At 53.5% G+C, this 25,811-nt stretch carries 19 protein-coding genes and 1 pseudogene; 12 read left to right on the forward strand and 8 right to left on the reverse strand.

Annotated elements, in window-relative coordinates:
• Positions 1 to 28 precede the first annotated feature (28 nt).
• The 3 genes from G604_RS0100280 to G604_RS0100290 all read left to right on the forward strand — a co-directional run bounded on the left by G604_RS0100280 (position 29) and on the right by G604_RS0100290 (position 4,155).
• The gene (locus tag G604_RS0100280) at positions 29 to 1,210 is read left to right on the forward strand and encodes a glycosyltransferase family 2 protein (protein ID WP_036904184.1); all 1,182 of its coding nucleotides are present in this window, start codon (positions 29 to 31) and stop codon (positions 1,208 to 1,210) included.
• Between the two features lie 8 nt (positions 1,211 to 1,218).
• Entirely contained in the window at positions 1,219 to 2,097 is an 879-nt protein-coding gene (locus G604_RS13090; protein WP_051220128.1) for a glycosyltransferase, read from the forward strand.
• Positions 2,098 to 2,166: 69 nt separating this feature from the next.
• Positions 2,167 to 4,155 (forward strand): fructose-bisphosphatase class III, encoded by a 1,989-nt coding sequence (locus tag G604_RS0100290; protein WP_028908788.1) that lies wholly within the window; start codon positions 2,167 to 2,169, stop codon positions 4,153 to 4,155.
• A gap of 45 nt (positions 4,156 to 4,200) precedes the next feature.
• Here the strand turns inward: G604_RS0100290 and G604_RS0100295 are convergent, their stop codons facing one another.
• The gene (locus G604_RS0100295; RefSeq protein ID WP_028908789.1) at positions 4,201 to 4,797 is read right to left on the reverse strand and encodes a Crp/Fnr family transcriptional regulator; all 597 of its coding nucleotides are present in this window, start codon (positions 4,795 to 4,797) and stop codon (positions 4,201 to 4,203) included.
• A 42-nt stretch (positions 4,798 to 4,839) separates the two neighbouring features.
• Entirely contained in the window at positions 4,840 to 6,633 is a 1,794-nt protein-coding gene (gene lepA / locus G604_RS0100300; RefSeq protein ID WP_028908790.1) for a translation elongation factor 4, read from the reverse strand.
• Positions 6,634 to 6,754: 121 nt separating this feature from the next.
• Here lepA and G604_RS0100305 point away from each other — a divergent pair, with 121 nt between their 5' ends.
• Positions 6,755 to 7,153 carry a hypothetical protein gene (locus G604_RS0100305; protein ID WP_316928657.1) on the forward strand — a complete coding sequence of 133 codons (399 nt, stop codon included), beginning with the start codon at positions 6,755 to 6,757 and terminating at the stop codon, positions 7,151 to 7,153.
• A 91-nt stretch (positions 7,154 to 7,244) separates the two neighbouring features.
• Here the strand turns inward: G604_RS0100305 and G604_RS0100310 are convergent, their stop codons facing one another.
• From G604_RS0100310 to G604_RS0100330, 5 genes are all read right to left on the reverse strand, one after another.
• Positions 7,245 to 7,979 carry a YebC/PmpR family DNA-binding transcriptional regulator gene (locus G604_RS0100310; RefSeq protein ID WP_028908792.1) on the reverse strand — a complete coding sequence of 245 codons (735 nt, stop codon included), beginning with the start codon at positions 7,977 to 7,979 and terminating at the stop codon, positions 7,245 to 7,247.
• 58 nt (positions 7,980 to 8,037) lie between these two features.
• Positions 8,038 to 10,506, reverse strand: a complete 2,469-nt coding sequence (pheT, locus tag G604_RS0100315; protein WP_028908793.1) for a phenylalanine--tRNA ligase subunit beta — start codon at positions 10,504 to 10,506, stop codon at positions 8,038 to 8,040.
• A gap of 193 nt (positions 10,507 to 10,699) precedes the next feature.
• Positions 10,700 to 11,920 carry a rhomboid family intramembrane serine protease gene (locus G604_RS0100320; protein WP_196801072.1) on the reverse strand — a complete coding sequence of 407 codons (1,221 nt, stop codon included), beginning with the start codon at positions 11,918 to 11,920 and terminating at the stop codon, positions 10,700 to 10,702.
• 360 nt (positions 11,921 to 12,280) lie between these two features.
• The gene (locus tag G604_RS0100325) at positions 12,281 to 12,901 is read right to left on the reverse strand and encodes an AAA family ATPase (protein WP_028908795.1); all 621 of its coding nucleotides are present in this window, start codon (positions 12,899 to 12,901) and stop codon (positions 12,281 to 12,283) included.
• 7 nt (positions 12,902 to 12,908) lie between these two features.
• Positions 12,909 to 14,483, reverse strand: a complete 1,575-nt coding sequence (locus tag G604_RS0100330) for an NAD(P)/FAD-dependent oxidoreductase (protein ID WP_028908796.1) — start codon at positions 14,481 to 14,483, stop codon at positions 12,909 to 12,911.
• 131 nt (positions 14,484 to 14,614) lie between these two features.
• On the opposite strand from G604_RS0100330, the gene G604_RS0100335 reads away from it, so the two are divergent.
• From G604_RS0100335 to G604_RS13095, 5 genes are all read left to right on the forward strand, one after another.
• A complete protein-coding gene (locus G604_RS0100335; protein WP_028908797.1) occupies positions 14,615 to 15,820 on the forward strand; it encodes a pyridoxal phosphate-dependent aminotransferase in 1,206 nt (401 codons plus the stop codon).
• Position 15,821: 1 nt separating this feature from the next.
• Positions 15,822 to 17,072: an ABC transporter permease gene (locus G604_RS0100340; protein ID WP_036904187.1), complete on the forward strand. Its 1,251-nt coding sequence runs from the start codon at positions 15,822 to 15,824 to the stop codon at positions 17,070 to 17,072.
• Positions 17,073 to 17,193: 121 nt separating this feature from the next.
• A complete protein-coding gene (locus G604_RS0100345) occupies positions 17,194 to 18,855 on the forward strand; it encodes an AMP-binding protein (RefSeq protein ID WP_028908799.1) in 1,662 nt (553 codons plus the stop codon).
• 21 nt (positions 18,856 to 18,876) lie between these two features.
• Positions 18,877 to 20,541, forward strand: coding sequence for an AMP-binding protein (locus G604_RS0100350; RefSeq protein WP_028908800.1), 1,665 nt, complete (start codon positions 18,877 to 18,879; stop codon positions 20,539 to 20,541).
• Positions 20,542 to 20,634: 93 nt separating this feature from the next.
• Complete coding sequence (locus G604_RS13095) at positions 20,635 to 22,812, forward strand: helix-turn-helix domain-containing protein (protein WP_051220156.1); 2,178 nt, start codon at positions 20,635 to 20,637, stop codon at positions 22,810 to 22,812.
• 34 nt (positions 22,813 to 22,846) lie between these two features.
• On the opposite strand, the pseudogene G604_RS15690 reads toward G604_RS13095, so the two are convergent.
• Positions 22,847 to 23,173, reverse strand: a pseudogene (locus G604_RS15690) (Bro-N domain-containing protein); the annotation flags it as partial.
• Here G604_RS15690 and G604_RS15455 point away from each other — a divergent pair.
• The 3 genes from G604_RS15455 (at position 23,138) to G604_RS0100380 (ending at position 25,617) form a co-directional block, all read left to right on the forward strand.
• Positions 23,138 to 23,494: a hypothetical protein gene (locus tag G604_RS15455; protein ID WP_051220129.1), complete on the forward strand. Its 357-nt coding sequence runs from the start codon at positions 23,138 to 23,140 to the stop codon at positions 23,492 to 23,494. The pseudogene G604_RS15690 and the gene G604_RS15455 sit on opposite strands and share 36 nt — an antisense overlap.
• Before the next feature lie 770 nt (positions 23,495 to 24,264).
• Positions 24,265 to 24,558: a hypothetical protein gene (locus G604_RS0100375; protein WP_028908803.1), complete on the forward strand. Its 294-nt coding sequence runs from the start codon at positions 24,265 to 24,267 to the stop codon at positions 24,556 to 24,558.
• Between the two features lie 18 nt (positions 24,559 to 24,576).
• On the forward strand, positions 24,577 to 25,617 hold the full coding sequence (locus tag G604_RS0100380) for an acyltransferase family protein (RefSeq protein WP_081657592.1): 1,041 nt from the start codon (positions 24,577 to 24,579) through the stop codon (positions 25,615 to 25,617).
• Positions 25,618 to 25,811 lie beyond the last annotated feature (194 nt).

The following is a 25,811-nucleotide window of genomic DNA, read 5'->3' on the forward strand; positions in this document are numbered from 1 at the left end:
AAAAAAATAAAGTAACTTTGCAGTCGTTATGGTAAAGATCAGTTTTAACATCGACACAGTTACGATTATTCTCGGGTCTATGACCCTCCTCATAGCGATCATAGCCTCTATCGTCAACCCCTTCCTATGGACATACCAACGGAAGAGCAAGACGGATGAAGACGGCGGGAGCAGTGAGGCGGAAGGCTCGGCGCTGCCCGGCATCAGCATCATCCTCACCACCCATGATGATGCTGAGGTGCTGCAGCACAACCTTCCTCATTTCCTCACTCAGGACTACCCCGACTATCAAGTCATCGTCGTCTCCGAACAGGGGCAGGGCGAGACCGAGGAGATCCTCAAGCGCATGAAAGCCAACTATGGCGACCGCCTCTACTATACCCTCATTCCCGAGAGCTCCCGCTATATGAGCCGGAAGAAACTGCAGATCACCCTTGGCGTGAAAGCTGCCAAGCATGAGTGGATCCTGCTCTCCGATCCATCCTGTTGTCCCCAGTCAGACCACTGGCTGGCAACGATGGCCCGTGGTTGCCACAGAGGAAACCATGTCGTCATGGGACCCGTTCTCTTCGATGAGGAAACCCCTACCGGTCGCCGTTTCGAGCATATCCTCACAGCTGAAGACCTGCTGCATGCAGCCTCCCAAGGAAGGGCTTGGCGGACAAACATGCAGAACATCTGTTTCCATAAGGATGAGTTTCTTCAGCAGGAAGGCTTCCGCGGCAACCTGCAGCTCATCCGTGGTGAGTACGACTTCATCATCAACAAATATTCTCAGGGAGATGACACGGCCGTCATTGATGACGAGAAGAGCATCCTCATCGAACGGGCACCGAGCGACAAGACCTGGCACAACCGCCATCTCTTCCTCCGTGCCTCCATGCCTCTGTTGAGGAACCACTGGCGGCTGCGGCTTTGGCACTATGCCACCAACGGTTTTCTCTACCTCAGCATTTTCATGAGTCTGGGAAGTATCATCTTCGCGGCCATTACGCAGCGCTGGATCCTCCTCACTGTCGCCGTCATCGCCCTCCTCATACTCTTCCTTGTCCGTCTGTACACCGGACGCAAGGCCATCCGTCAGTGGGATGACAGCATCTCCACCATCGCCATCCCCTTCCATGAACTGGCCTTGATGTGGAAAGGTATCGGCAACACCTTCCGCTACTGTTTCGCCGACAAAAATGATTTCACGAGCCATAAGCTATAAAAGAATATATGAAAGTTTTCTTTTATATGAGTCCACGCCTGAAGAAATATTCCTTCCATGAAGATTATTTCAAGGTTTTGAGCGAGGGAGACCACGTCGCCACCCTTGCCGAGGCCGATGTCGTCCATCTCTTCGGCACCTGGGACCACCGTCTGGCGACGATAGCCCGTAAAGCTCAGCGCATGGGCATCCCCTATGTACTCACGCCGATGGGTGGCATCTCCCCGTGGAATATGAAGAAGCCGGCAACACGCCGTCCGCTGCAGCGACTGTGCTATCTCCGCAGTCTCGTCCGCCATGCCGGTGCCGTCATCACGACGACCCCAATGGAGAAGGCCTATGTGCTGAAGACGAAATGGAATCTCCGTACAGTATGTATTGCCAACAGCATCTTCACCCATCATATCAGTGACACTGAGATGCTCGCCGAACATGCCGAGGCCCACCGGGATGTACTGGAGAAATATGAGGCCGACAAGGCGGCAGTCATTGCCAAGAAAGTCGTCAGGGCACTCTCCGACGAGCTCACGGCAGAGCGTATCTTCCTGGAGGAAAAGAGTGAGGTAGCCCCGAAGGAGCCGCAGAACTCCGCCGATCACTATACCGCCGAACAGGCTATCCTCAGACAGATCGTACAGATCCACTCGCGGATGCCCCACCGGAACATCCCCCACAGCTACCTCGACGAGCTTCACCGCCTCCTCAACGAGACTGACTATGACGAGGATCTCCTCGACGCTACGCTGAAGCGTATGAAGCTTCTACCGTTCGCCCGCCAGCTCTTTGAGGTCATGACCCAGGCGACGGGGCTCACGGAAGGGTTTATGCCCGCCGAAGCGAAGAAAGGCCATACGGAGAAGCTCATCCGCGAATACTTAACTCAGTAAGTGTAAGCCTCTCCCAACCCTCCCCCCAAAAGGAGGGCTTTAAAATACCAACATTCAAATTTTACCGCTATGACGAAACATTATGACATTGACAAAGACCTACGCTATCTGGAACTACTATCCCACACCTTCCCTACTGTCGCCGATGCCAGTACGGAAATCATCAACCTCCAGGCCATTCTGAACCTCCCGAAAGGAACGGAACATTTCCTGGCCGATATCCACGGAGAGTATGAGGCTTTCCTCCACGTGCTGAAGAACGCGTCGGGAAATATCAAGCGTAAGGTCAACGAACTCTTCGGCAACACGCTCCGTGAGGCTGAAAAGCGCGAGCTGTGTACGCTGATCTATTATCCCGAACAGAAACTGGAACTCGTCAAGCAGAGTGAGGAGGATATCGACGACTGGTATCATATCACCCTCCATCAGCTCGTTGCCGTCTGCCGTGACGTGTCGAGCAAATACACCCGTTCGAAGGTGCGCAAGAACCTGCCGCCCGACTTCTCCTATATCATCCAGGAGCTGCTCCATGAGCGTACCGACGACTACGACAAGCGTGACTATGTCAACGTCATTGTCGATACCATCATCTCCACAGGACGCGCCGACGACTTCATCATCGCCATCGCCAATGTCATCCAGCGTCTGGCCATCGATCAGCTGCATATCCTCGGTGATATCTACGACCGCGGTCCCGGCGCACATATCATCATGGACACGCTGCGCCACCGCCGTAACTGGGATATCACGTGGGGCAACCACGATGTTCTGTGGATGGGTGCCTGCGCCGGCAATGACGCCTGCATCTGCAATGTCGTACGCATCAGTCTGCGCTATGCCAACCTCGCCACCATCGAGGAGGGCTACGGCATCAACCTCATCCCCCTGGCCACCTTCGCCATGGATACCTATAAGGACGACCCTTGTACGGAGTTCATGCCGAAGATCAATCCCGACGACCATCTCATCGACGACAAGACCATCCGCCTCGACGCCCAGATGCACAAGGCCATCGCCATCATGCAGTTTAAGATTGAGAGTCAGATCTTCGAGAGTCATCCCGACTGGCAGATGACCGACCGTTGTCTGTTGAACCATATCGACTACGAGAAAGGAACGATAGACCTCGACGGGAAGACCTACGCGCTGACTTCCAACAACTTCCCCACCATCGACCCGAAGGACCCCACACGGCTCACCGATGAGGAGAAGGAGCTCATGCGCAAGCTCCATCACTCCTTCGTCATCTCCGAGAAACTCCATAAGCATATCAACGCCTTGCTGCAGCATGGTTGCATGTATGCCGTATACAACAATAACCTCCTCTTCCATGCCTCCGTGCCCCTCAATGCCGACGGCACGCTGAAAGAGGTGGAGATCAACAAGGGCCAGCGCTACTGTGGCCGTCAGCTCCTCCACCGTATCGGTATGCAGATCCGTACGGCCTTTCAGAGTGACAGCGATCCCGAGGAGCGTCAGTATGCCATCGATTATTTCCTCTATCTGTGGTGTGGTCCCGACAGTCCCCTCTTCGACAAGAGTAAGATGGCGACGTTCGAACGCTATTTCATTGCTGATAAAGAGACGCATAAGGAGGTGAAAGGCAACTATTTCACGCTCCGTGACTCTGAGGAGACGGCCGACTATATTCTCGACGCCTTTGGCGTAAAGGGGCCCAACCGGCATATCATCAACGGTCATGTGCCCGTGAAGGCGACGAAGGGTGAGAACCCCATCAAGGCCAAAGGCAAGATTCTCGTCATCGACGGTGGCTTCTCCAAAGCCTATCATAATGAGACAGGCATCGCGGGCTACACGCTCATCTTCCACTCCCGTGGCTTCCAGCTCGTACAGCATGAGCCGTTCACGAGTACCGAGGATGCCATCCTCCGCGGCACGGATATCAAGTCGACAACCCAGATCGTGGAGATGTCCAACCGCCGTCTCCTCGTTGCCGATACGGACAAGGGTGTGGAGCTCCGCCAGCAGATTGCCGACCTCGAGGAGCTCCTCTTCGCCTACCGCCACGGCTATCTGAAAGAGACGGAGAAAAAATAGGGGCCTTGTGCTTGCAAAGCGCAAGCACACAATGGCAGGCCCTCACTACACTCCGAGTTCCTCCTTTCTCACGCGGGATAAAGTCTCGGGGGTCATCTGGAGATAGTTGGCGATATAGTTCAGGGGAGCCCGGAGAACAATCTGCGGACATAGCTTACTGAACTTCTTGTAACGGGCCTGTGCCGACTCGAAACGGACGAGGTCGGCATGGACCTGTGAGATAATCAGACTCTCCTCAAGAATCTTACGATAGAGCATCTGGATATTGACATTATGGATAGCCTCACGCTCCAATGCCGCCTTCGGCAGCGCAAAGATCAGCGTCGGTTCGAGGGCTTCCACCTGCAGGTGTGTCGGCTCCTCCTTGAAGAGACTCTCGATACACATGAAGATAGAGCGGTCACAGCCGAGATGCTCCGTGAGTTCCTTGCCATTCTTATAATAAAATTGTCTGACGAGACCATGCTCGATATAGCTGATATCACGGCAGACCTCTCCTTCCTTGAGGATCATCTCGCCCTTGGCATATTTCCGAGGCACGAGGATGCTCTCGAGGACATCCAGCTCAGCATGGGTCATCGTACTGTATTTCCGAGCCAGTTCCCTGGAAATATCATGTGCCGTTTTTGGTTCCTGTTTCATTTTCTTCCTCCCTATAATTGTTTAGTAAATTTCTTCTTTTACCTAATCAAGTTTCAGCACGGCGAGGAATGCCTTCTGAGGTACCTGGACGTTGCCCACCTGCTTCATGCGTTTCTTGCCTTTCTTCTGTTTCTCCAGAAGCTTACGCTTTCGACTGACATCACCACCGTAGCATTTCGCCGTGACATCCTTACGGACCTGCTTGACGGTCTCACGGGCCACGATCTTGCCGCCGATAGCTGCCTGGATGGCGATATCAAACTGCTGCCGTGGGATGAGCTCCTTGAGCTTCTCGCACATCCGACGTCCGAAGGCCACAGCATTGCTCTCATGGGTCAGCGTCGACAAGGCATCGACGGGCTCTCCGTTGAGCAGGATATCGAGCTTGGCGAGTTTCGAGGGCCGGTAGCTGTCGATATGGTAGTCGAACGAGGCATAGCCCTTCGAGATACTCTTCAGCTTATCGTAGAAATCGATGACGATCTCTCCCAACGGCAGGAAGAAATGCAGTTCCACACGGTTGCCACTGACATACTCCTGGTTGATGAGCTCGCCACGCTTGTCGAGGCAGAGCTTCATGATCGGCCCGATATAGTTCGTACTCGTGATGATCGAGGCACGGATATACGGTTCCTCGATATGGTCGATGAGCGTCTGGTCGGGCAGTCCAGAGGGGTTATGGACCTCCTTGGCATGTCCTTGCTTGTCGTAGACCATATAACTGACGTTCGGCACCGTCGTGATGACATCCATGTTGAACTCACGGTCGAGGCGCTCCTGGACGATTTCCATGTGGAGCAGACCGAGGAATCCGCAACGGAATCCGAAGCCGAGGGCCACGGAACTCTCCGGCGAGAATGTCAGCGACGCGTCGTTGAGCTGCAACTTCTCCAGCGATGCCCGCAGGTTCTCATAATCATTGGGATCGATGGGATAGACACCGGCGAAGACCATCGGCTTCACCTCCTGGAAACCCTCGATGGCCTCCTTACACGGGTTGTCGACCGACGTGACGGTATCACCGACCTTCACCTCCGTGGCATCCTTGATACCCGAGATGATGTAGCCTACCTCACCGCAGGCCAGTTCCTTGCGTGGCACCATGTCCATCTTCAGCACACCGACCTCATCGGCGGTATACTCCTGACCGGTATTGAAGAACTTCACCTTCTCTCCCTGGCGGATCATGCCGTTCTCCATCTTACAGAGTACGATGATGCCACGGAAGGAGTTGTAGAGGGAGTCGAAGATCAGGGCCTGTGCCGGTGCCTTCGGGTCGCCCTCGGGATGGGGGATGCGCGTCACGACGGCCTCGAGGATCTTATCGACACCCTCACCGGTCTTGCCACTGGCGCGGATGATATCCTCACGGTCACAGCCGATGAGTTCCACGATCTCGTCCTCCACCTCGTCGGGCATGGCATTGGGCATGTCAATCTTATTGATCACGGGGATGATCTCCAAATCATGCTCGATAGCCATATAGAGGTTCGAGATCGTCTGCGCCTGGACGCCCTGGGTGGCATCAACGACGAGCAAGGCACCCTCGCAGGCAGCGATGCTGCGGCTCACCTCATAGGAGAAGTCGACATGTCCCGGGGTATCAATGAGGTTGAGGATATATTTCTTCTTGTCCTCCGCCGTATATTCCATCTGGATGGCATGGCTCTTGATGGTGATGCCACGCTCACGCTCCAGATCCATATCATCGAGCATCTGACCCTCCGTGATCTGGATGGTCTTCGTCTTCTCCAGCAGCCGGTCCGCGAGGGTCGACTTGCCGTGATCGATATGGGCGATAATGCAGAAATTGCGGATTTGATTGATATTGTCCATCGTTAATAATTTTCGTTTGTGCAAAATTACTGAATTTTTTCGAGAAAAGCACTATCGTACCCGAAAAAAGATGTACCTTTGTAATAATATTTAGATAAAGCGTAACAAATAAGGTATTAGAATGATGAAGAAGAAAAACGCGTTAATCGGTCTTGCCACCGCTCTCCTACTGTTGCCCCTGACGGCCTGCCATGAGAGCATCGAGGACCGTGCAGCCCGTGAGGCGAAGGAATATACGGAGAAGTTCTGTCCCACACCGGTGAAAAACGGCCAACGCACGGACAGTATGACCTTCTCAAAGGATACGAAGACGTTCAACTACTATGTCACCCTCAGTGGCATGGCGGATAATCCTGTTGCTCTGGCGAAAAACAAGAAGAAGATCACGACACTTCTCTCCCAGGGTCTCCATGACGATCCCGGTACGAAGGTCTATCGTGACAACGGCTTTCAGTTCCGTTATATCCTCCGGTCCACCAAACAGAAAGGGAAAGTCCTCTACGAAGCAGTTATAAAGTAAAGAAGTAAAAAAGTAAAAAAGTAAAAGGAGGCAGGGATGTGATCCACTGCGGTAGCTTTACTTTTTTACTTCTTTACTTTTTTAATTTTCCTTACTCTTCTTCTGCCGGCTTCATGTTGGTGTACACATTCTGTACATCATCGAAGTCCTCGAGCTTCTCAACCATCTTATCGATCGTCTCGCGCTCCTCGGGCGTGACGTCCTTCAGGTCATTGGGGATACGCGTGAACTCAGCACTCGTGATCTCATAACCATTATCCTCGAGATATTTCTGGATATCACCGAAGCTCGTCGGGTCACCATAGATCGTGATCTCACCCGTCTCCTCGTCAGTGTCATACTCGTCGTCCACACCGTAGTCGATGAGGTCGAGGATGAGGGAGTCCATATCCATGTTGTCCTTCGGCTTGAAGGTGAACACGCACTTATGGTCGAAGAGGAAACTCAGGGAGCCCTGTGTGCCGAGGTTACCATTAAACTTATTGAAAACGGAACGGACGTCAGCGACGGTACGTGTGGTGTTGTCCGTCAGCGTGTCGACGAAGATAGCGATGCCGTGGGGGCCATATCCCTCATAGGGCACCTCTTTGTAGTCGCTCTGGTCCTTACCCATGGCATTCTTGATGGCACGGGTGATATTGTCCTTCGGCATGTTCTCACGCTTGCAGGTGGCGATGATGGCACGCAGGCGCGGGTTGTTCTCAGGCTCCGGACCACCGGCTTTCACAGCGATGGCAATCTCCTTACCTAATTTCGTAAACGTACGGGCCATGTGACCCCATCTCTTCAGCTTGGTAGCTTTACGATATTCAAATGCTCTTCCCATTGGAATGAAAAATTTATTTTATTTGTTTTCTTGTTATTATCAATCTTCCGCAAATGGATTATCTTAATTCCGCGTGCAACTTATTCGTCAACTGCTTGATGAGCTTCTGCATCATGGCGTCGATAGCCTTGTCGTTGAGGGTCTTCGTGTCATCCTGAAGGATGAAGTTGACGGCATAGCTCTTCTTGCCCTCGGGGAGGTTCTTTCCCTCGTAGACATCGAAGAGCTCAACACGCTTCAACAGTTTCTTCTCCGTCTGACGGGCGATCTGCTCGATATCGGCGAACTTCACGCTCTTGTCGACGAGGAGGGCGAGGTCACGGCTGACCGCCGGATACTTGCTCAGCGGCTGATAGAGGAGTTCGTTCTTCTTCGTGGCCTTCATCACCTGATCCCAGTGGATATCGGCATAGAACACTTCCTGCTCCACACCAACCTCCTTGGCGAGTTTCGGAGAGATGATACCGACCTCGGCGAGGATCTGTCCCTGGCGGGTCTGCAGCGTCTGTGCCTTGGCGAAGATATTGTTGTCACTCTCCTTCTCCACGATGATGCCGGGGTTGACACCGCAGCGCGTGAAGATATTGTCGACATCAGCCTTCAACTCATAGAAACTGCTGTCCTCATCGGGATGAGCCCAGGAGCCCTCGACACGCTTACCCGTAAGCCACAGGGCGATATGATGCTCCTGCGTATAGGCCTTGATGGGAGCCTCGGGGGTACGCTTCTCGGCATGGAAATGATAGCAGTTGCCACTCTCGAAGAAGCGGAGGTTATGGAGCTTGCGGTTGATATTTCTTGCGATACTCTCCAGACCACCGAAGAGCAGCGTCTGACGCATCACGCCGAGATCAGCGCTCAGCGGGTTCATCACCTTCACCGTCTCTGCCCACGGATAGGCATTGAGGGTATCCTGATCATAATAGGAGGTCTTCGTGAGTGAGTTGTTGAGGATCTCATTGAAGCCACAGCCGACGAGCTGCTCACCGACGAGATTCTCCAAGTGTGCATGATGATCGGCATCACCCTGCACGTTGAGGGACGACTTCAGCGTCGTGGGGATCTCCACATTATTATATCCATAGATACGGAGGATATCCTCGACGACATCACAGGGACGCTGCACGTCGACACGGTAGGCGGGGACAACGAGGTCGAGACCGTCCTCATCCTCCTTTGTGATCTTCATCTCCAGACTTGTGGCGATGTTCTTGATCGTCTCCTTGCCGAGCTGCTTACCGATCAGGCGGTCACAGTACTCATAGTTCAGACGCACGGGGAAGTCGGGCAGCGGATCGGGATAGACATCCTTGATCTGCATGCTCACCTTTGCGCCGGCGAGTTCCTTGGCAAGGATAGCGGCCTGCTTGAGGGCATAGATCTGACCATTGGGATCGACGCCACGCTCGAAACGGTAACTGGCATCGGTGCTCAGGCCGTGATGGCGGGCACTCTTGCGGATCCATGTGGGATGGAAATAGGCACTCTCGAGGACCACATTCTTCGTCGTCTCATAGGTACCACTACCTTTGCCGCCGAAAATACCGGCGATACACATCGGCTCCTCACTGTTGCAGATGCTCAGGTCATGCTCACCGAGGATATGCGTCTCTCCGTCGAGGGTGACGAACTTCGTTCCCTCGGGCTGCGTGCGCACGACGATCTTATGACCTTTCACCATGTCAGCATCGAAACAGTGCATCGGCTGGCCGTAAGCCATCATGATATAGTTCGTGATATCCACGATATTGTTGATCGGACGGAGACCGATGACGGTCAACTTATCCTGCAGCCATTTCGGACTCTCCTTGACGTCACAGTCCGTCAGACTCAGACAGGCATAACGCTTGCAGGCCTCATGGTTCTGAATCTCCACATCGATCGGCAGGTCCTCATTGTCCACCGTAAAGGCGGAGCAGTCGGGACGGTGCAGACTCGTTGGATAGCCGTTCTGCTTCAGCCAGGCATAGAGGTCACGGGCCACACCATAGTGAGAGAGGGCATCGGCGCGGTTGGCGGTGATGTCGATCTCGATGACCCAGTCGCTCTCGAGGTGATAATATTCTGCAGCGGGCATGCCCACGGGGGTATCCTCGGGGAGGACGATGATGCCGTCATGGCTCTTGCCGACGCCAATCTCATCCTCAGCGCAGATCATGCCGTAGCTCTCAACGCCACGGAGCTTGCTCTTCTTAATGGTAAACTCCTTGTCACCGTCATAGAGCGTGCAACCGAGGTCGGCGACGATGACCTTCTGACCAGCAGCAACATTCGGAGCACCACAGACAATCTGCTGCGGCTCGCCCTTACCGAGGTCGACGGTGGTGATATGGAGATGGTCGGAGTTGGGGTGCATCTCACACGTGAGCACCTTACCGACATACAATCCTTTCAGGCCACCACGGATAGCCTGTACTTCTTCGAGATCGTCAACTTCCAGACCCGTGGACGTCAGCGCGTCTGCCGTCTGCTGCGGGGTCATGTCGATGTCAACGTATTCTTTCAACCATTTATAAGAAATCTTCATTATAATGAGTTTTTATATCATTTTCGAAAACGGTGCAAAATTACAAAAAATTCTGATAATGAACAAATATCCCACATATTTTTTAGTTCCGCCCTCAATCGTAGGGACAAGATTCACCATGTTCCGCAACAGAGGCAGAGGAAAAAGACAGAGTAACAGATGGAACAGATACTGTGCTGAATAGGAAGATATATTATTCCGCCTTCACCATCCCATACAACATTCTGAGGGACTCGATGACAAAGCCACCGGCAAGGCCACCAAGATGTCCGGTGAGACTGAATCCGAACCCGAAACTGGACAATAAGGTGAGGGCTGTCAGAATGCCCACGATGAGCAATCCTTCTTTGTTGACTCCCTCCCCTTTCAAGAAACGGAATATCTCGATCGTGATATATGCGCCGGCCATACCCATGATGCCACCACTGGCCCCAATCGTCGATCCATGCGAGAACATGAACACGGCCAGACTGGAGGTCACCACGGTGATGAGAAAGATGGCAGAGGCACGGAAGGCATTCATCTCCGAACAAAGATAGTAAGATACGACGACAAAGACGCTCAGATTCCCCGCCAGATGCTTGATTGAACCATGGAGGAATCCACAGGTCAGCATTCTCCACCACTGTGGCTCATAATCCAACGCGTAAGTATCGAATCCACCTAACCGATAGACAACATCCGGGTAAGGATGGACACCATAAGACATCAGAACTTCAATCAGAAACATCACACCCCATGACGCGCCGATGAGCACCAAGGGTCCATAAGCCTTGACAAACCTCACCACTTCATCCTGAGCCCACAACGACTCAGCCTTTTCTTCTTCTTTCACGGCGACGATATCCTCCCGCTTTCCTTTCTTCAGATAGGGGAACAAGAACACCAGAAGAGAGAAGACGAGATAAAAGAGAAAGAGGTATACGCCTACCGAAATTTCCGACCATAGCGACGGAGCCTCGTTGATATCAGGGATTCTCAGCATGACACAATGGTCCTCATCGAGATCGTTCTGCTCTAAAGAGTACGCTGCCGCTTGGAGATTTCCGGATGACGGATGAAGTACCCGCTCCAAATGTGACACACGATGTGACAACACGTACTTCAAATCATCATTCAACCTCTCCGATATCTTCTTTTGGACTTGATTTGCTTTTTCGTCAGAACCGGAGATATAGCCCGTCTCTTCACTTCTCTCCAAGAGCAGACAGGCATGATGAAGGCCTTTGATGGGTATCGTCACACTGCCTTTGTATCGGATATTCTCATCCCCACGGCTGTAGTCAACTACAGAACTCTCCATGGCCGTGCCTACCATCATCGTATTTAAGGGCAGATGGGCGACATCGAAGAAATAGCCATCCCTGACATTCTCGTCCGTCAACACGTTCACCTTCTGAACACTGCTATTCAAAACGCGGTAGCCTTTTGACAATGATGCTCCCACAAAGATGAGTGTCACCAATCCCACAATATAAAAAATATTACGCACCCATCCGTGCCGTATCACTTGCAGGCGTTGACGGACAAGATACCACCAGATGCCAAAACAGGGAAGGGCAGTAAAGATGAATAGACCTTTCCGTGACAGAATATCATCATCAATAAAGATCCAAATAACGCCAAACAGTATGCTACATCCCAAGAATGTCAACAGGGTCATGCCCCATGCATTCAATATTCTTTTCACTTGTATATTCATTGATCCACTTGTAGGTGGCCGCCATGTTGCGGCCACACACCCGCATTGGGCGGAACATGATGAATCATGTCCCTACAATATTCTCATCAGGAACTCCACGGCACCGTTGACACCGATGTTGCCGACATTCATGGTGAAGTCGTAGTTGCGGGCATCGAAGACCTCCTTACCCGTGAACGTCTTCGTATAGAGCTGGCGCTGATAGTCACTGTCGGCAATGCGCTGGCGGGCCTCGGCATCACTGCAGTGGTAACGGCTGACGATCCGCTCCACACGCTTCTCCATCGGCGCATGGACGAAGAGGCGCAGACTGTTGGGCTCATCCTTGAAAATGTCGAAGGCACACCGGCCGATGATCACGCAACTCTCCTTGGCCACGATCTGCCGCATCGCCGTGGCCTGAGCATAGAAGAGCTGACGCGACGTGATCTCCGGCTGTATGCCTTCCTCATAGGGATTCACGGAGATGAACCGCTTATAGAACATGGCAAAGTCCTCCCACCACGACGGCCGCTTGTTCTCCAGCCGCTCGGCGTCGAGCTCGGAGATGCCGAACTTCTCGGCCACGGCCTTGAGGAGCTGCTTGTCGATGAGTTTCACACCCAACCGCTGAGCCAGCAGACTGCCTATGGCATGTCCGCCGGATCCGTATTCCCGGTTGATCGTAATCAAGAATTTTTTCTTCGTGTCCATATCGTTTCTATTTGTTTACTTTCACATAAAGCTCCGCCGCATCCGCGCACCGCTCCCCGTCAACACCCGCGCTGACGATGCCACCGGCATAACCGGCACCCTCACCGCAGGGGAAGAGGCCCTCGATACGTACGTGCATCAGCGTCTCACGGTCACGGAGGATTCTGACGGGCGACGACGTCCTCGTCTCCACGGCGATACATACGGCCTCATTCGTCAGGAAGCCATGGGCCTGACGGCCGAAGACCTTAAAGCCCTCCTGGAGCCTGTGGGCGATACCCTTCGGCAACCAGAAATGGAGCGGTGAGGAGATCAGTCCCGGCGCATAACTGCTCTTCGGCAGGTCATACGACAGTTTCCCGTTGACGAAGTCAGCCATGCGCTGTGCCGGTGCCGTCTGCCGCCGGTTGCCCTGTTGCCAACAGTCTTTCTCCACCCGTTCCTGGAAGTGCATGACCCTCAGGGCATCGTCACCGGGGATATCCTCGGGGCGCAGCTCCACGACCATACCACTGTTGCTCCATGCCGTGCCACGGTTGCTCGGACTCATGCCGTTGACGACGATCTGCTCGGGACCCGTGGCAGCGGGGATGACGAAACCACCGGGACACATACAGAACGAGTAGACGCCACGGCCGTCGACCTGCGTGACAAAGCTATACTCCGCCGCCGGGAGATATTTCCCGCGGCCGTTCTTATTATGATACTGTATCTGGTCGATGAGCTGACTCGGATGTTCCAGTCGCATGCCCACGGCGATACCCTTCGCCTCGATCTCCACCTTCGCCTCGGCGAGATAGCGATAAACATCACGGGCACTGTGGCCTGTGGCGAGGATGACGGGCCCGCGGAAATTTTTCTCCTCCCCCGTCCGCAGATCCACGGCCTCGACACCGACGACGGTATCCCCCTCGAGGATGAGCCGCGTCATCTTCGTCTGGAAATGGACCTCACCGCCACAGCGCAGGATCGTCTCGCGCATGCCCTCGATGACACGCGGCAACTTGTCGGTGCCGATATGCGGATGGGCATCGGCGAGGATCGCCGTGGAGGCACCATGCTGACAGAACACGTTGAGGATCTTCTCCACCGACCCGCGCTTCTTCGACCGGGTGTAGAGCTTACCGTCACTGTAGGCACCGGCGCCGCCCTCCCCGAAGCAGTAGTTGCTCTCGGGATCCACCTGCTGCGTCTTCGTGATGAGCGCCATGTCCTGTTTCCGGGCCCTGACATCCTTGCCACGCTCGAGGATCACGGGGCGCAGGCCGTGCTCGATGAGCCGCAGGGCCGCGAAGAGTCCGCCGGGGCCCTCACCGATGACGAGGACACGCGGTGCCCCCTCGGGGACCTCCCGGTAGTCGGTGGGCGTATAGGCGAGGTCGTGCGGGTCCTCGTTGATATAGGCGCGGACCTTCAGGTTCACGAAGATCTGTCCGTGACGGGCGTCGATGCTGCGGCGCAGCACCCTCACGGCATGGATCGTCCTGATGTCAAGGCCTTTCTCCTGTGCCAGATAGCGTTTGATATGCTCTTCCGTATAAGCGGTCTGCGGCGTCACCCGCAGCTGATATTCATTTTCCATAAACTATTTATTTTCTATCGCAAAATTAAATAAAAAAGTTGAGACAACAAGGATATTGGCGAAAAAGTTTGGCATTTAAAAATAAAATCTCTACCTTTGCCCCTTGAAAAGAAAAAATAACAACTATAGCAATGCCTGAAATATCAGTACGCGGACTGGAAATGCCCGAGTCGCCCATCCGGAAACTGGCACCGCTGGCAGCAGCTGCCAAAGCACGGGGTATCAAAGTCTATCACCTCAACATCGGACAGCCCGACCTGCCCACGCCGCAGTGTGGCCTTGACGCCCTGAAGCATATCGACCGGAAAGTCCTCGAATACTCTCCGAGCCAGGGCTATCTCAGCTACCGCAAGAAGCTCGTTGACTATTATAAGAAATACAACATCAATGTCACGCCCGATGATATCATCATCACCTCGGGAGGAAGTGAGGCTGTGCTCTTCGCCTTCATGAGTTGTCTGAACCCCGGCGACGAGATCATCGTCCCCGAGCCGGCCTATGCCAACTACATGGCCTTCGCCATCTCCGCGGGCGCGAAGATCCGCACCATCGCCACGTCCATCGAGGAAGGCTTTGCCCTGCCGAGGGTGGAGAAGTTCGAGGAGCTCATCAACGAGCGTACGCGCGGCATCCTGATCTGTAACCCCAACAACCCGACGGGCTACCTCTATACCCGCCGTGAGATGAACCAGATCCGTGACCTCGTGAAGAAATACGACCTCTACCTCTTCTCCGACGAGGTCTACCGTGAGTATATCTACACGGGCTCACCCTATATCAGTGCCATGCACCTCCAGGGCATCGAACAGAACACGATCCTCATCGACTCCGTCTCGAAGCGCTACAGTGAGTGCGGCATCCGTATCGGTGCCCTCATCACGAAGAATGCCGAAGTACGCAAGGCCGTGATGAAATTCTGTCAGGCACGCCTCTCCCCGCCCCTCATCGGACAGATTGTCGCCGAGGCCTCCCTCGACGCCCCCGAGGAGTACTACCGTGATGTCTACGACGAGTATGTCGAGCGCCGTAAATGCCTCATCGACGGACTGAACCGCATCCCCGGCGTCTATTCGCCGATCCCCATGGGTGCCTTCTATACCGTCGCTTCCCTCCCCGTCGACGACAGTGAGAAGTTCTGCCGCTGGTGCCTCAACGACTTCAACTACGAGGGAGAGACGGTCATGCTCGCCCCCGCCGCCGGCTTCTACACCACGCCCGGCGCCGGCATCAACCAGGTGCGTATCGCCTATGTGCTGAAGAAGGAGGACCTCACACGCGCCCTCGTCGTCCTGCGCAAGGCCCTCGAGGCATACCCCGGAAGGGTTGATCCCGAATAATATGAGAAATTTTCCACTATTTATCGCCCGGCGGATCTATGGATCCCACGACGGGAAACAGAAGGCATCACGACCCGCCATCAACATCGCCACGGCCGGTGTCGCCATCGGTCTGGCCGTGATGATCATCTCCGTGGCCATCGTCCTGGGCTTCAAGCATACCATCCAGCGCAAGGTCATCGGCTTCGGCGGACAGATCGAGGTCGCCGACTTCATGACGCTCCAGAGCTCCGACCAGTATCCCGTCGTGATGAACGACTCCATGCTCACGGTCCTGCGCCGCATCCCCAATGTGGCGCATGTGCAGCGCTATGTCCTGAAGGAGGGTATCCTCAAGACCGACTCCGACTTCCTCGGCGTGGCCTTCAAGGGTGTGGGACCGGAATGGGACTCCACGTTCATCCATCAGAACATGGTGGCGGGCTCCATCCCCCGTTTCTCCGACAGCGCGAGCCATAACCGCATCGTCATCTCCCAGGCCCAGGCCGACAAGCTCCACCTCCATGCCGGCGACCGTATCTTCGCCTATTTCATCGACCATAACGGCGTGCGCACACGACGCTTCACCATCGCCGGCATCTATCAGACCAATCTGAAGAAATTCGACGAGAGCATCGTCTTCACCGACCTCTATACCGCCCGGAAACTCAACGGCTGGTACGACGACCAGGCCAGTGGCGCCGAGGTCATGCTCCATGACTTCAGCCGCCTCGACGAGACGGAACAGTATTTCGTGACCCTCGTCAACCGCACCGTCGACCACTACGGCGAGACCTATGCCTCCGCCACCATCCGTGACCTCTATCCGCAGATCTTCCAGTGGCTCGACCTGATGAACCTCAACGTATGGGTCATCCTCGGACTGATGATCGCCGTGGCCGGCGTGACGATGATCTCCGGCCTGCTCATCATCATCCTCGAACGGACCACGATGATCGGCATCCTCAAGGCCCTCGGCGCCCGCAACAAGACCATCCGGCACACCTTCCTCTGGTTCGCCGCCTTCATCCTCCTGAAGGGCCTCGTCATCGGCAACGCCATCGCCCTCGGGCTCCTCGCCCTGCAGCGCTATACGGGCTTCGTACATCTCGACGCCCGTACCTATTATGTCTCGACAGTCCCCGTGGAGTTCGCCTGGCCCTATTTCGTTGCCATCAACATCGTCACGATCCTCCTCTGTCTCCTCATCCTCGTGGGTCCGAGCTTCCTCATCAGCCATATCCACCCGTCGAAGAGCATGAGATACGAATAAGTAGGTGGCCGCCATGAGGGGTTTGCGCATAATTTTCCCCTCTAAATGAAAATTTTGCACAAAATATTTTGAAATGTGCAGAAACGTTTGTAACTTTGCACAAAATTTGAAATATTGTGCAATGCAACCCATACCAAGTTTCAATCAAATCATTGAGGAGAGCATCATCAAGTTCTGGGACCGCGATGCTTTCACCGACTACAAGGGCGCCACGCTCCAGTATCACGATGTAGCGCGCAAGATCGAGAAGGTACACATCCTTTTCGAGGCCTGCGGCGTGAAAGTCGGCGACAAGATCGCCCTCTGCGGCCGTAACAGCAGCAACTGGGCCGTGGCCTTCCTGGCCACGCTGACCTATGGTGCCGTTGCCGTGCCCATCCAGCATGAGTTCACCTCTGAGCAAGTCCACAACATCGTCAACCACAGCGGCGCCAAGCTCCTCTTCGTCGGCGATGTCGTGTCCACGCAGCTCGACGCCCGCATGATGCCGGGCCTCGAGGGCATTGTCTATATCCCCGACTTCTCCGTCACCCTGGCGCGCACGGAAAAGCTCGTCTATGCCCGTGAGCACCTCAATGAGCTCTATGGCAAGCGATTCCCCAAATATTTCCGCAAGGAGCATGTCCACTACTACCGTGACCACAGCGATGACCTCGCCATGATCAACTATACCAGTGGCACCACAGGATTCTCCAAGGGCGTCATGCTCCCCTACCGTGTGATGTGGAGCAACTGGGACGGCCTGAAGCATGCCTTCCTCGAAGGACACATTCCCTCGGGCAGCAATGTGCTGAGCATCCTCCCCATGGCCCATATGTACGGTCTGATGGTGGAGTTCATCATCGAGTTCTGCTGGGGAAACCATATCTATTTCCTCAACCGGCTCCCCTCCCCGACGACCATCGCCCAGGCCTACAGCGACATCCACCCCTCCGTCATCGTCGCCGTGCCCCTGATCATCGAGAAGATCGTGCGCAAGAAGATCTTCCCGCTGATCCAGAACACACGCATGAAACTCCTCATGTCCATGCCCGTCGTCCGTGAGAAGATCCGCGAGCGCATCTGCGAGATGACACGTCAGGTCTTCGGCGGCAACATGTATGAGATTATCGTCGGCGGCGCCGCACTGAACAAGGAGATCGAACAGTTCTTCACCTCCATCGGCTTCCCCATCACCATCGGTTATGGCACCACGGAGACCGGCCCGATGATCTCCTATTCCGACTGGCATGACTTCGAGCCCGGCTCCTGCGGCACCGTCATCGAGCACATGGAGCTCCGTGTGGCCAGCGATGATCCCGCCCATGTCCCCGGTGAGATCCTCTGCCGCGGACTCAACGTCATGGACGGTTATTATAAGAACGAGCAGGCCACGAAGGCCGTCATCGACGACGAGGGCTGGTTCCATACCGGCGACCTCGGCACGATGGACCAAACGGGCCACCTCTTCATCAACGGACGTATCAAGAACATGCTCCTCGGCGACAACGGACAGAATATCTATCCCGAGGAGATCGAGAACAAGCTCAACTCCATGGCCATGGTCGGCGAGAGCCTCATCATCCAGCGTGACAACAAGCTCATCGGCCTCGTACACCCCGACATGGAGGAAGTGCGCAGCCTCGGTTTCTCCGATGCTGACCTCGAGGCCATCATGGAACAGAACCGCAAGGAGCTCAACGCGCAGCTCCCCGCCTTCTGCCGTCTGGCACAGATCCAGCTCCACGACCAGGAGTTTGAGAAGACACCGAAAAAGAGTATCAAACGATACCTCTATCAATAAACTATTTATTGGACTTATTCTATGGAAACTATTCCGTCTTTCAATGCCCTTATCGAGAAGAGCATCATCGACCACTGGGATCTCGACGCCCTCACCGATTACAAAGGGGCCACGCTGCAGTATCATGACGTAGCGCGGAAGATCGAGAAACTGCATATCCTCTTCAAGGCCTCCGGCGTCGTCAAGGGCGACAAGATCGCCCTCTGCGGCCGTAACAGCGCCTGCTGGGCCGTGGCATTCCTGGCCACACTCACCTACGGCTGCATCGCCGTGCCCATCCTCCATGAGTTCACCCCCGACCAGATCCATAACATCGTCAACCACAGCGACGCCAAGCTCCTCTTCGTCGGCGATGTCGTCGCCACACAGGTCGACGCCACGAAGATGCCGGGCCTCGAGGGTATCATCTATATCCCCGACTACAGCCTCGTCATCTCCCGTACCGACAAGCTGACCTATGCCCGGGAGCACCTCAACGAGATGTTCGGCCACGAGTATCCGAAGTTCTTCCGCAAGCAGCATGTACACTACTATCACGACGAGGACCCCGACGAGCTCGCCGTGATCAACTATACCAGTGGCACCACGGGATTCTCCAAGGGTGTCATGATCCCCTACCGTGCCCTGTGGAGCAATGCCGACTTCGCCGAGAGCGTCCTGGGCAAGATCCTCAAGGCCGAGGACAGCGTCATCAGCATCCTCCCCATGGCCCACATGTACGGCATGGCCTTCGAGTTCCTCTATGAGTTCCTCAAGGGCTGCCACGTCTACTACCTCACACGTATCCCCTCCCCGGCCATCGTCGCCGAGGCCTTCGGACGCGTCAAGCCGAAAGTCATCATCTCCGTGCCCCTGATCATTGAGAAGATCATCCGCAAGAAAGTGTTCCCGAAGATACAGAACAACTACATGCGCATGCTCCTCCACATGCCCGTCGTGGCCAAGAAAGTACGCGACAAGATCTGCGAACAGGTCACGAACGCCTTCGGTGGCGAGTTCTACGAGGTCATCATCGGCGGCGCCGCCTTCAACCAGGAGATCGAGCGTTTCCTCCATAAGATCAACTTCCGCTACACCGTGGGCTATGGTGCCACGGAGTGCGCCCCGATCATCTGCTATGCCGACTGGAAGACCTTCCGCCCCGGCTCCTGCGGTCGTGCCGCCCTCCATATGAAAGTACGCATCGACAGTCCCGACGCCGAGAACACGCCGGGAGAGATCCTCTGCAAGGGTCCCAACGTCATGCTCGGATACTATAAGAACGAGGCCGCCACGAAAGCCTCCATCGACAGCGACGGCTGGTTCCACACCGGTGACCTCGGCACCATGGATGCCGACGGCAACGTCTTCATCAAGGGACGGTCGAAGAACATGCTCCTCGGCGCCAACGGACAGAACATCTATCCCGAGGAGATCGAGGACAAGCTCAACTCCATGCCCCTCGTCAGCGAGAGCGTCGTCATCCAGGAGGGTGAGAAACTCGTCGGACTCATCCATCCCGACTACGACGAGGCCAACAACCTCGGACTCTCCAAGGATGATATCCAGAAGATCATGGAGCAGAACCGCGTGGACCTCAACGCCGCCATGCCTGCCTACAGCAAGCTCGCCGCCGTCCGCGTCCACGAGGAGGAGTTTGAGAAAACACCGAAAAAGAGTATCAAGAGATTCTTGTATCAGAAATAAAAAAAAGGGAAAATTCTTTCCACCATAGAGACATCACAGATACATTTTCTATCTGTGATGTCTTTCATGATCATCCATTTCATTCTTTTGCCTATGACTAATCCTGAACTTCGTAACGCATGGGAGTTTGTCAACAATACGGACATCTCCATCTTCCTTACCGGTAAGGCCGGAACAGGTAAGACCACCTTTCTCAAGACCCTCAAAGACCGCTGCACGAAACGCAAAATTGTCGTGGCACCCACCGGCGTTGCTGCCATCAATGCGGGAGGCGTCACCATCCATTCCTTTTTCCAGCTTCCTCTCTCCCCGTTTGTCCCCAGCATGAAAACGGAGCAGCGTTTTGCCTTCTCCAAGGAGAAAAGGAATATCCTCAAGACCCTCGACCTCCTCATCATCGATGAGATCAGTATGGTGCGCTGCGACCTTCTCGATGCCATTGACGATGTGCTGCGGCGCTATCGTGAACATGACAAGCCTTTCGGAGGGGTACAGCTTCTGATGATCGGTGACCTGCAACAGCTGACACCCGTCGTCACGCCGGAAGACGAGAAAATTCTGTCTACTTATTATCAAACCCCTTATTTCTTTGGCAGTAAGGCGTTGCAAAGCATCAACTATGTTACAATCGAGCTCACACATGTCTATCGTCAACAAGATGAGCGGTTCATCAATATTCTCAATCATGTCCGCAACGGGAAACCAACCGATGAGGACCTGAGTGTTCTCAACAGTCGGGTAAATCCATCGTTTACGCCTCAAGAGAGTGAGGGATATATCCGACTCACCACCCATAACCGCATTGCCGATGAGGTCAATGATCACCAGCTTCAGCAACTCAATACGCCTATATTCTACTATAAGGCTGAAACGAAAGGAGAATTTCCGGAATATATCTATCCCACCAGTCCCATGCTTCAGTTGCGGGTAGGTGCCCAGGTGATGTTCATCAAAAACGACAATTCTTCCGATCATCTCTATTATAATGGAAAAATCGGGCATATCACCTATCTTGATAAGGACAAGATCGAAGTGCTCTGCCCCGATGACGAAGAAGCTATTTCCGTGGAGAAGGCCCAATGGGACAATGTGAAATATACCCTCAACGAACAGAGCAAGGCCATAGAACCGGAAGTACAGGGTTCTTTCTTTCAATATCCGTTACGACTGGCCTGGGCGATCACGATCCACAAGAGTCAAGGCCTGACCTTTGAACATGCCATCATTGACGCGCAACTGTCGTTTGCCTCCGGTCAGGTCTATGTAGCCTTGAGCCGTTGCAAGACTTTGGAAGGAATGGTACTGTCAAGTCCTCTTGAACGCCGGAACATCATCACGGACAGTCGCGTGGACGAGTATATAGCCCATCAACATGAACGGGCACAGGAGAGTATCCGTCAGTTACCAGTACTCAAACAGGAATATGAGCGCCACCAACTCATCGACCTTTTCACCTTCCAACAGTGTGTCAATGCCAAACAGCATCTCTACCGGGTGCTGGCGGAGGACTTCCCAAAATATCCCAAAATCATCAGTCTACACCATATCGCCATACAGGATGCGGAGAAGAATATCCTCATCATTGCGGAGAAATGGACGGGAAAAATCCGCCAAATGCCCTACGACATGCTCCGAAACAAGGACTTTTTGGACCGTGTGGGCCGTAGCTGCTCCTATTTCCTGGAACAGTTGGATCATGTCTTCGCCTCACCGCTGGACTTTACCAAGGGCGTGGCGAGTCAGAACAAACAGAATGTGAAACGGCTGGAAGCTGCCTTCAGTGACGCCCGACAGACCTATCTCGCCAAGCGATACTTGCTGAAAGATATCGAGACCAATGGCTTTACCGTTGACGCCTATATCAAATATAAGCAGGAGGCTATTCTCGATGCCGTGGAGGGCAACGCGAGAAAGCGGAAAAAAGAGAAACGGGAGCGTCCCAATCCTACGAGTCTCGTTACCCTCACCCTCTTCCGTCAGGGCAAGAGCATTGAGGAGATAGCGAAAGAACGGGAACTGGCCCCATCGACGATATTCTCCCATCTCGCGTCCTTCGTTGCCTCGGGTGCCGTGGATCCCCGCCGACTATTGTCGAAGGAGAAGCATGACCTCATTTTCAAGGTCATTGCTGAGGTCGGTGCCGACAAGGGCAAAGGCATCATCAAGGAACATTGTCCCGACAAGATCACGTATAACGACATCACCGTGGCACTGGGAGAATGGAAAAAGAAGGACTCTTCCAACCCTCCCCAAAATGCAGGACGTTCGTAGGGACATGATTGATTATGATCCGCCATAAACGGATTCTTGTCACCCAGTGCTTGAACTTCTTGGCGGAGGGGAGTTTGCTGCCGAGGATGAGACTGTAGAGGCCGGACTCGTTGATCATATTTACTCTCGAAACCAAATGCTGATTTCCCAGATACCCGTTTTGAGTACCTCGGTTGATTATCAGCACTTTACGGTTATCGCAGTCAACATGTGATGTAGTAGCGTTCTTAGGATTGACATATCCAAGAGCGCGTGTTACATCAATACCCGTGAACCAGGGCTCGCCCTGCTCGTCGACCATCGTCCGGACCGTTCCGAAGACCGGATGATTGAAGTTCAAGATTTCATTGTTCTGTTCCATAACTTTACATTTTTATTGTTTTACATTTTATCTTTGCAGGGGCCTGCAATTGGCCTCGTTTTGTTTTCTGTTTGCAAAGATAGTTCAGAAATTCAAAGAAAAAAAATCCGAATTTATCCGAAAAACCATTTTCGGATAAGTCTTGACAGCCAACCGGTTACCCCTCCTTCTCATAAGTTGCCGAAATGGGCTTGGTTACAGCGCCTTATCCACCATGAAAAAAACTGCCCCAAATGGCTGCGCAAAAGTGCATTTTCGGATAAATCGGCGTTTGAGCATGATAAGTGGTGTCATCGAAAAGTAAAATTTTATATTTCGTAGATAAATAGCAATGATTGGTTGGTGATATTTTATCCGATGATCATGAACGGATAAAAAATATCACAAAATCACAAAATCACAGTTTGGCGCAATCTGAGGGACTGCCACCCCGGGGGATATATTATATTATAATAACTATTATAATATAATATATCATTATTTTTGTGATAATCTGAAACTATCCCCAAACCCAACTTACGGCAATTTGTGATTTTGTGATTTTCGAGCATCTGTCGGAGACGCTCAATTCTCTCTCGAAGAAAAATTTTTCTCTTCGTCATTTTCATCCGCCAAAATCAGCGAAAATTTTTTCCCGATGGTGTTTTGTAAATATTTGATAATCAATATCTTGCAGAGCCTTTTTCGGGAAGATTCGGGCTCCGCGGCCAGCCTTAAAATATAGTATTTTACAATATTTAACTACAACAAGCCATTTTGTTAACAGATTTTCACAGGTTATCGAGGCCGAAAATTTGGAGATCCTTGTTTTCCGTTGTATCTTTGCCATGTCGAAAGGAAAAACCGCATAACGTTCGGAAAAACATCGATCTCATTAACCCTTTAAATATCAACGCTTATGCTTAAATCCATATTTACAAGAACAACAACAAGAAGAGCACGACGACGGTTAACCCGTAATCCGGGCCTGGTAGGTGGCCGTCCTATTGCGGCCACGCCAGGAAAATGGGAAATAAGTAGGGACATGATTCATCATGTTCCTTCCAATGTAAAAAAATTTTCGTACATTTGCAGACGAAAGAAAAGAAATTATGGCACATAAATACAGATATCGGTGTAAGGCATGCGGGTATGAAGCGGAGATCTATGACGGCTTCGGCTTCATGGGTCAGCATATCGTGACGGTGAGCTGTCCGGACTGCCGGACGCTGCAGCCCCTCGTCGTCGGGGGCGTCATCGGCGACGCGGCACCATCGTTCTCCACGGAGGCGGGGCGGCTGTGTCTGAACTGCGGCAGTGCCCTCATCCGTCGTTGGGACGGGAAGACGTGTCCTAAATGTGGCGGCGAGATGGTGAAGACGGGAGATGTGGGATTTTGGACATAAATATGGTCAATAAGAAAAATGAAGATTATTCCTATCCGACAGCATGAGCTGATACCGCCATTGAAGGGCGGACGGCTCGAGGGGCTGGACTTTCTGAAATGTGTCATGATCCTGCTCATGATCACGTTTCACCTGGTATATATCGAAGGACTCTACCCTACGGTGAAGACGGCGGTATATACGTTTCACATGCCCGTATTCCTCGTGATCTCGGGGTTTCTGATGAACCTGAACAAGAATCCGCGGACGTTCTATGGCCGTACGATACTCTGGCTCCTCGTACCCTATCTGTGGATCGAAGGGGCGTATATCGTCGGGGCTGCTGTGCTGCCGATCCATGAGCATATCGACGGGCTCACGGCGGCGGTGTTCCTCGACCGGCTGCTGCTCCATCCTCTGGGACCGTACTGGTATCTGCAACTGATGGTGATCTGCGGCAGCTGCTACTATGCCGTATGTTGGGCGACAGACAGGCTGTTGGAGCAGTGCACTCCCCTGCCCCGTCCGTTATGCAACCCGAACGTGCGCCTCTCAGTGAAGATGTTGATTCTCTTCGGATTATACTATCTCTTCGGGGCTCTGGGCATCGTATCATTCCCCTGCGCCCTGTATTTCCTCCTGGGGGCACTGCTGCGCAACGAGGGCGGCGAGCGGGCATTCACGCAACTGTTTATCCCGCGCCGGCCACTGCTCTTCATCGCCATTGCCCTGCTCCTGGTGCCGGAGTTCCGTGACAAGGCGAGCTTCGGGGGCATCCTCGTCGTCGTCGCCATGACAGGGGGCCTGATGGGTGTCTTCGCGAAGATGAAAGACGGAAAGGTCCGGCAGACGGCGTGCTTCCTGGGGCGTAACTCCCTGCTGCTCTATATCTTCTCACCGGTATTTACGATCCTCTGTAAAGTACTCATCCCCCTTTTCCGGTTTGATCCCACGGGGATCCTCTACTGGATCATTTGCCTCACCGTCTGTGTCTGCGGCTGTCTCGCCGTAAGCTGGTTCCTGGAACGGACGAGGCTCTCCGTGGTCCTTTTCGGGAAGAGACAGATCATCTCGGTTTAACATTTGTAGGTGGCCGCCATGTTGCGGCCACGCACCCGCATGGGATGGAAAAAAGTAAAGAAGTAAAAAAGTAAAAAAGTAAAGCTGCCGCAGAGGTAGAAGTAAAAAAGTAAAGAAGTAAAAAAGTAAAAGCTGGCAGGGACGCGATCCACTGCGGCAGCTTTACTTTTTTACTTTTTTACTTCTTTACTTTT

The organism is Prevotella sp. AGR2160, from assembly GCF_000424185.1.
In the GTDB taxonomy this organism is placed as follows: domain Bacteria; phylum Bacteroidota; class Bacteroidia; order Bacteroidales; family Bacteroidaceae; genus Prevotella.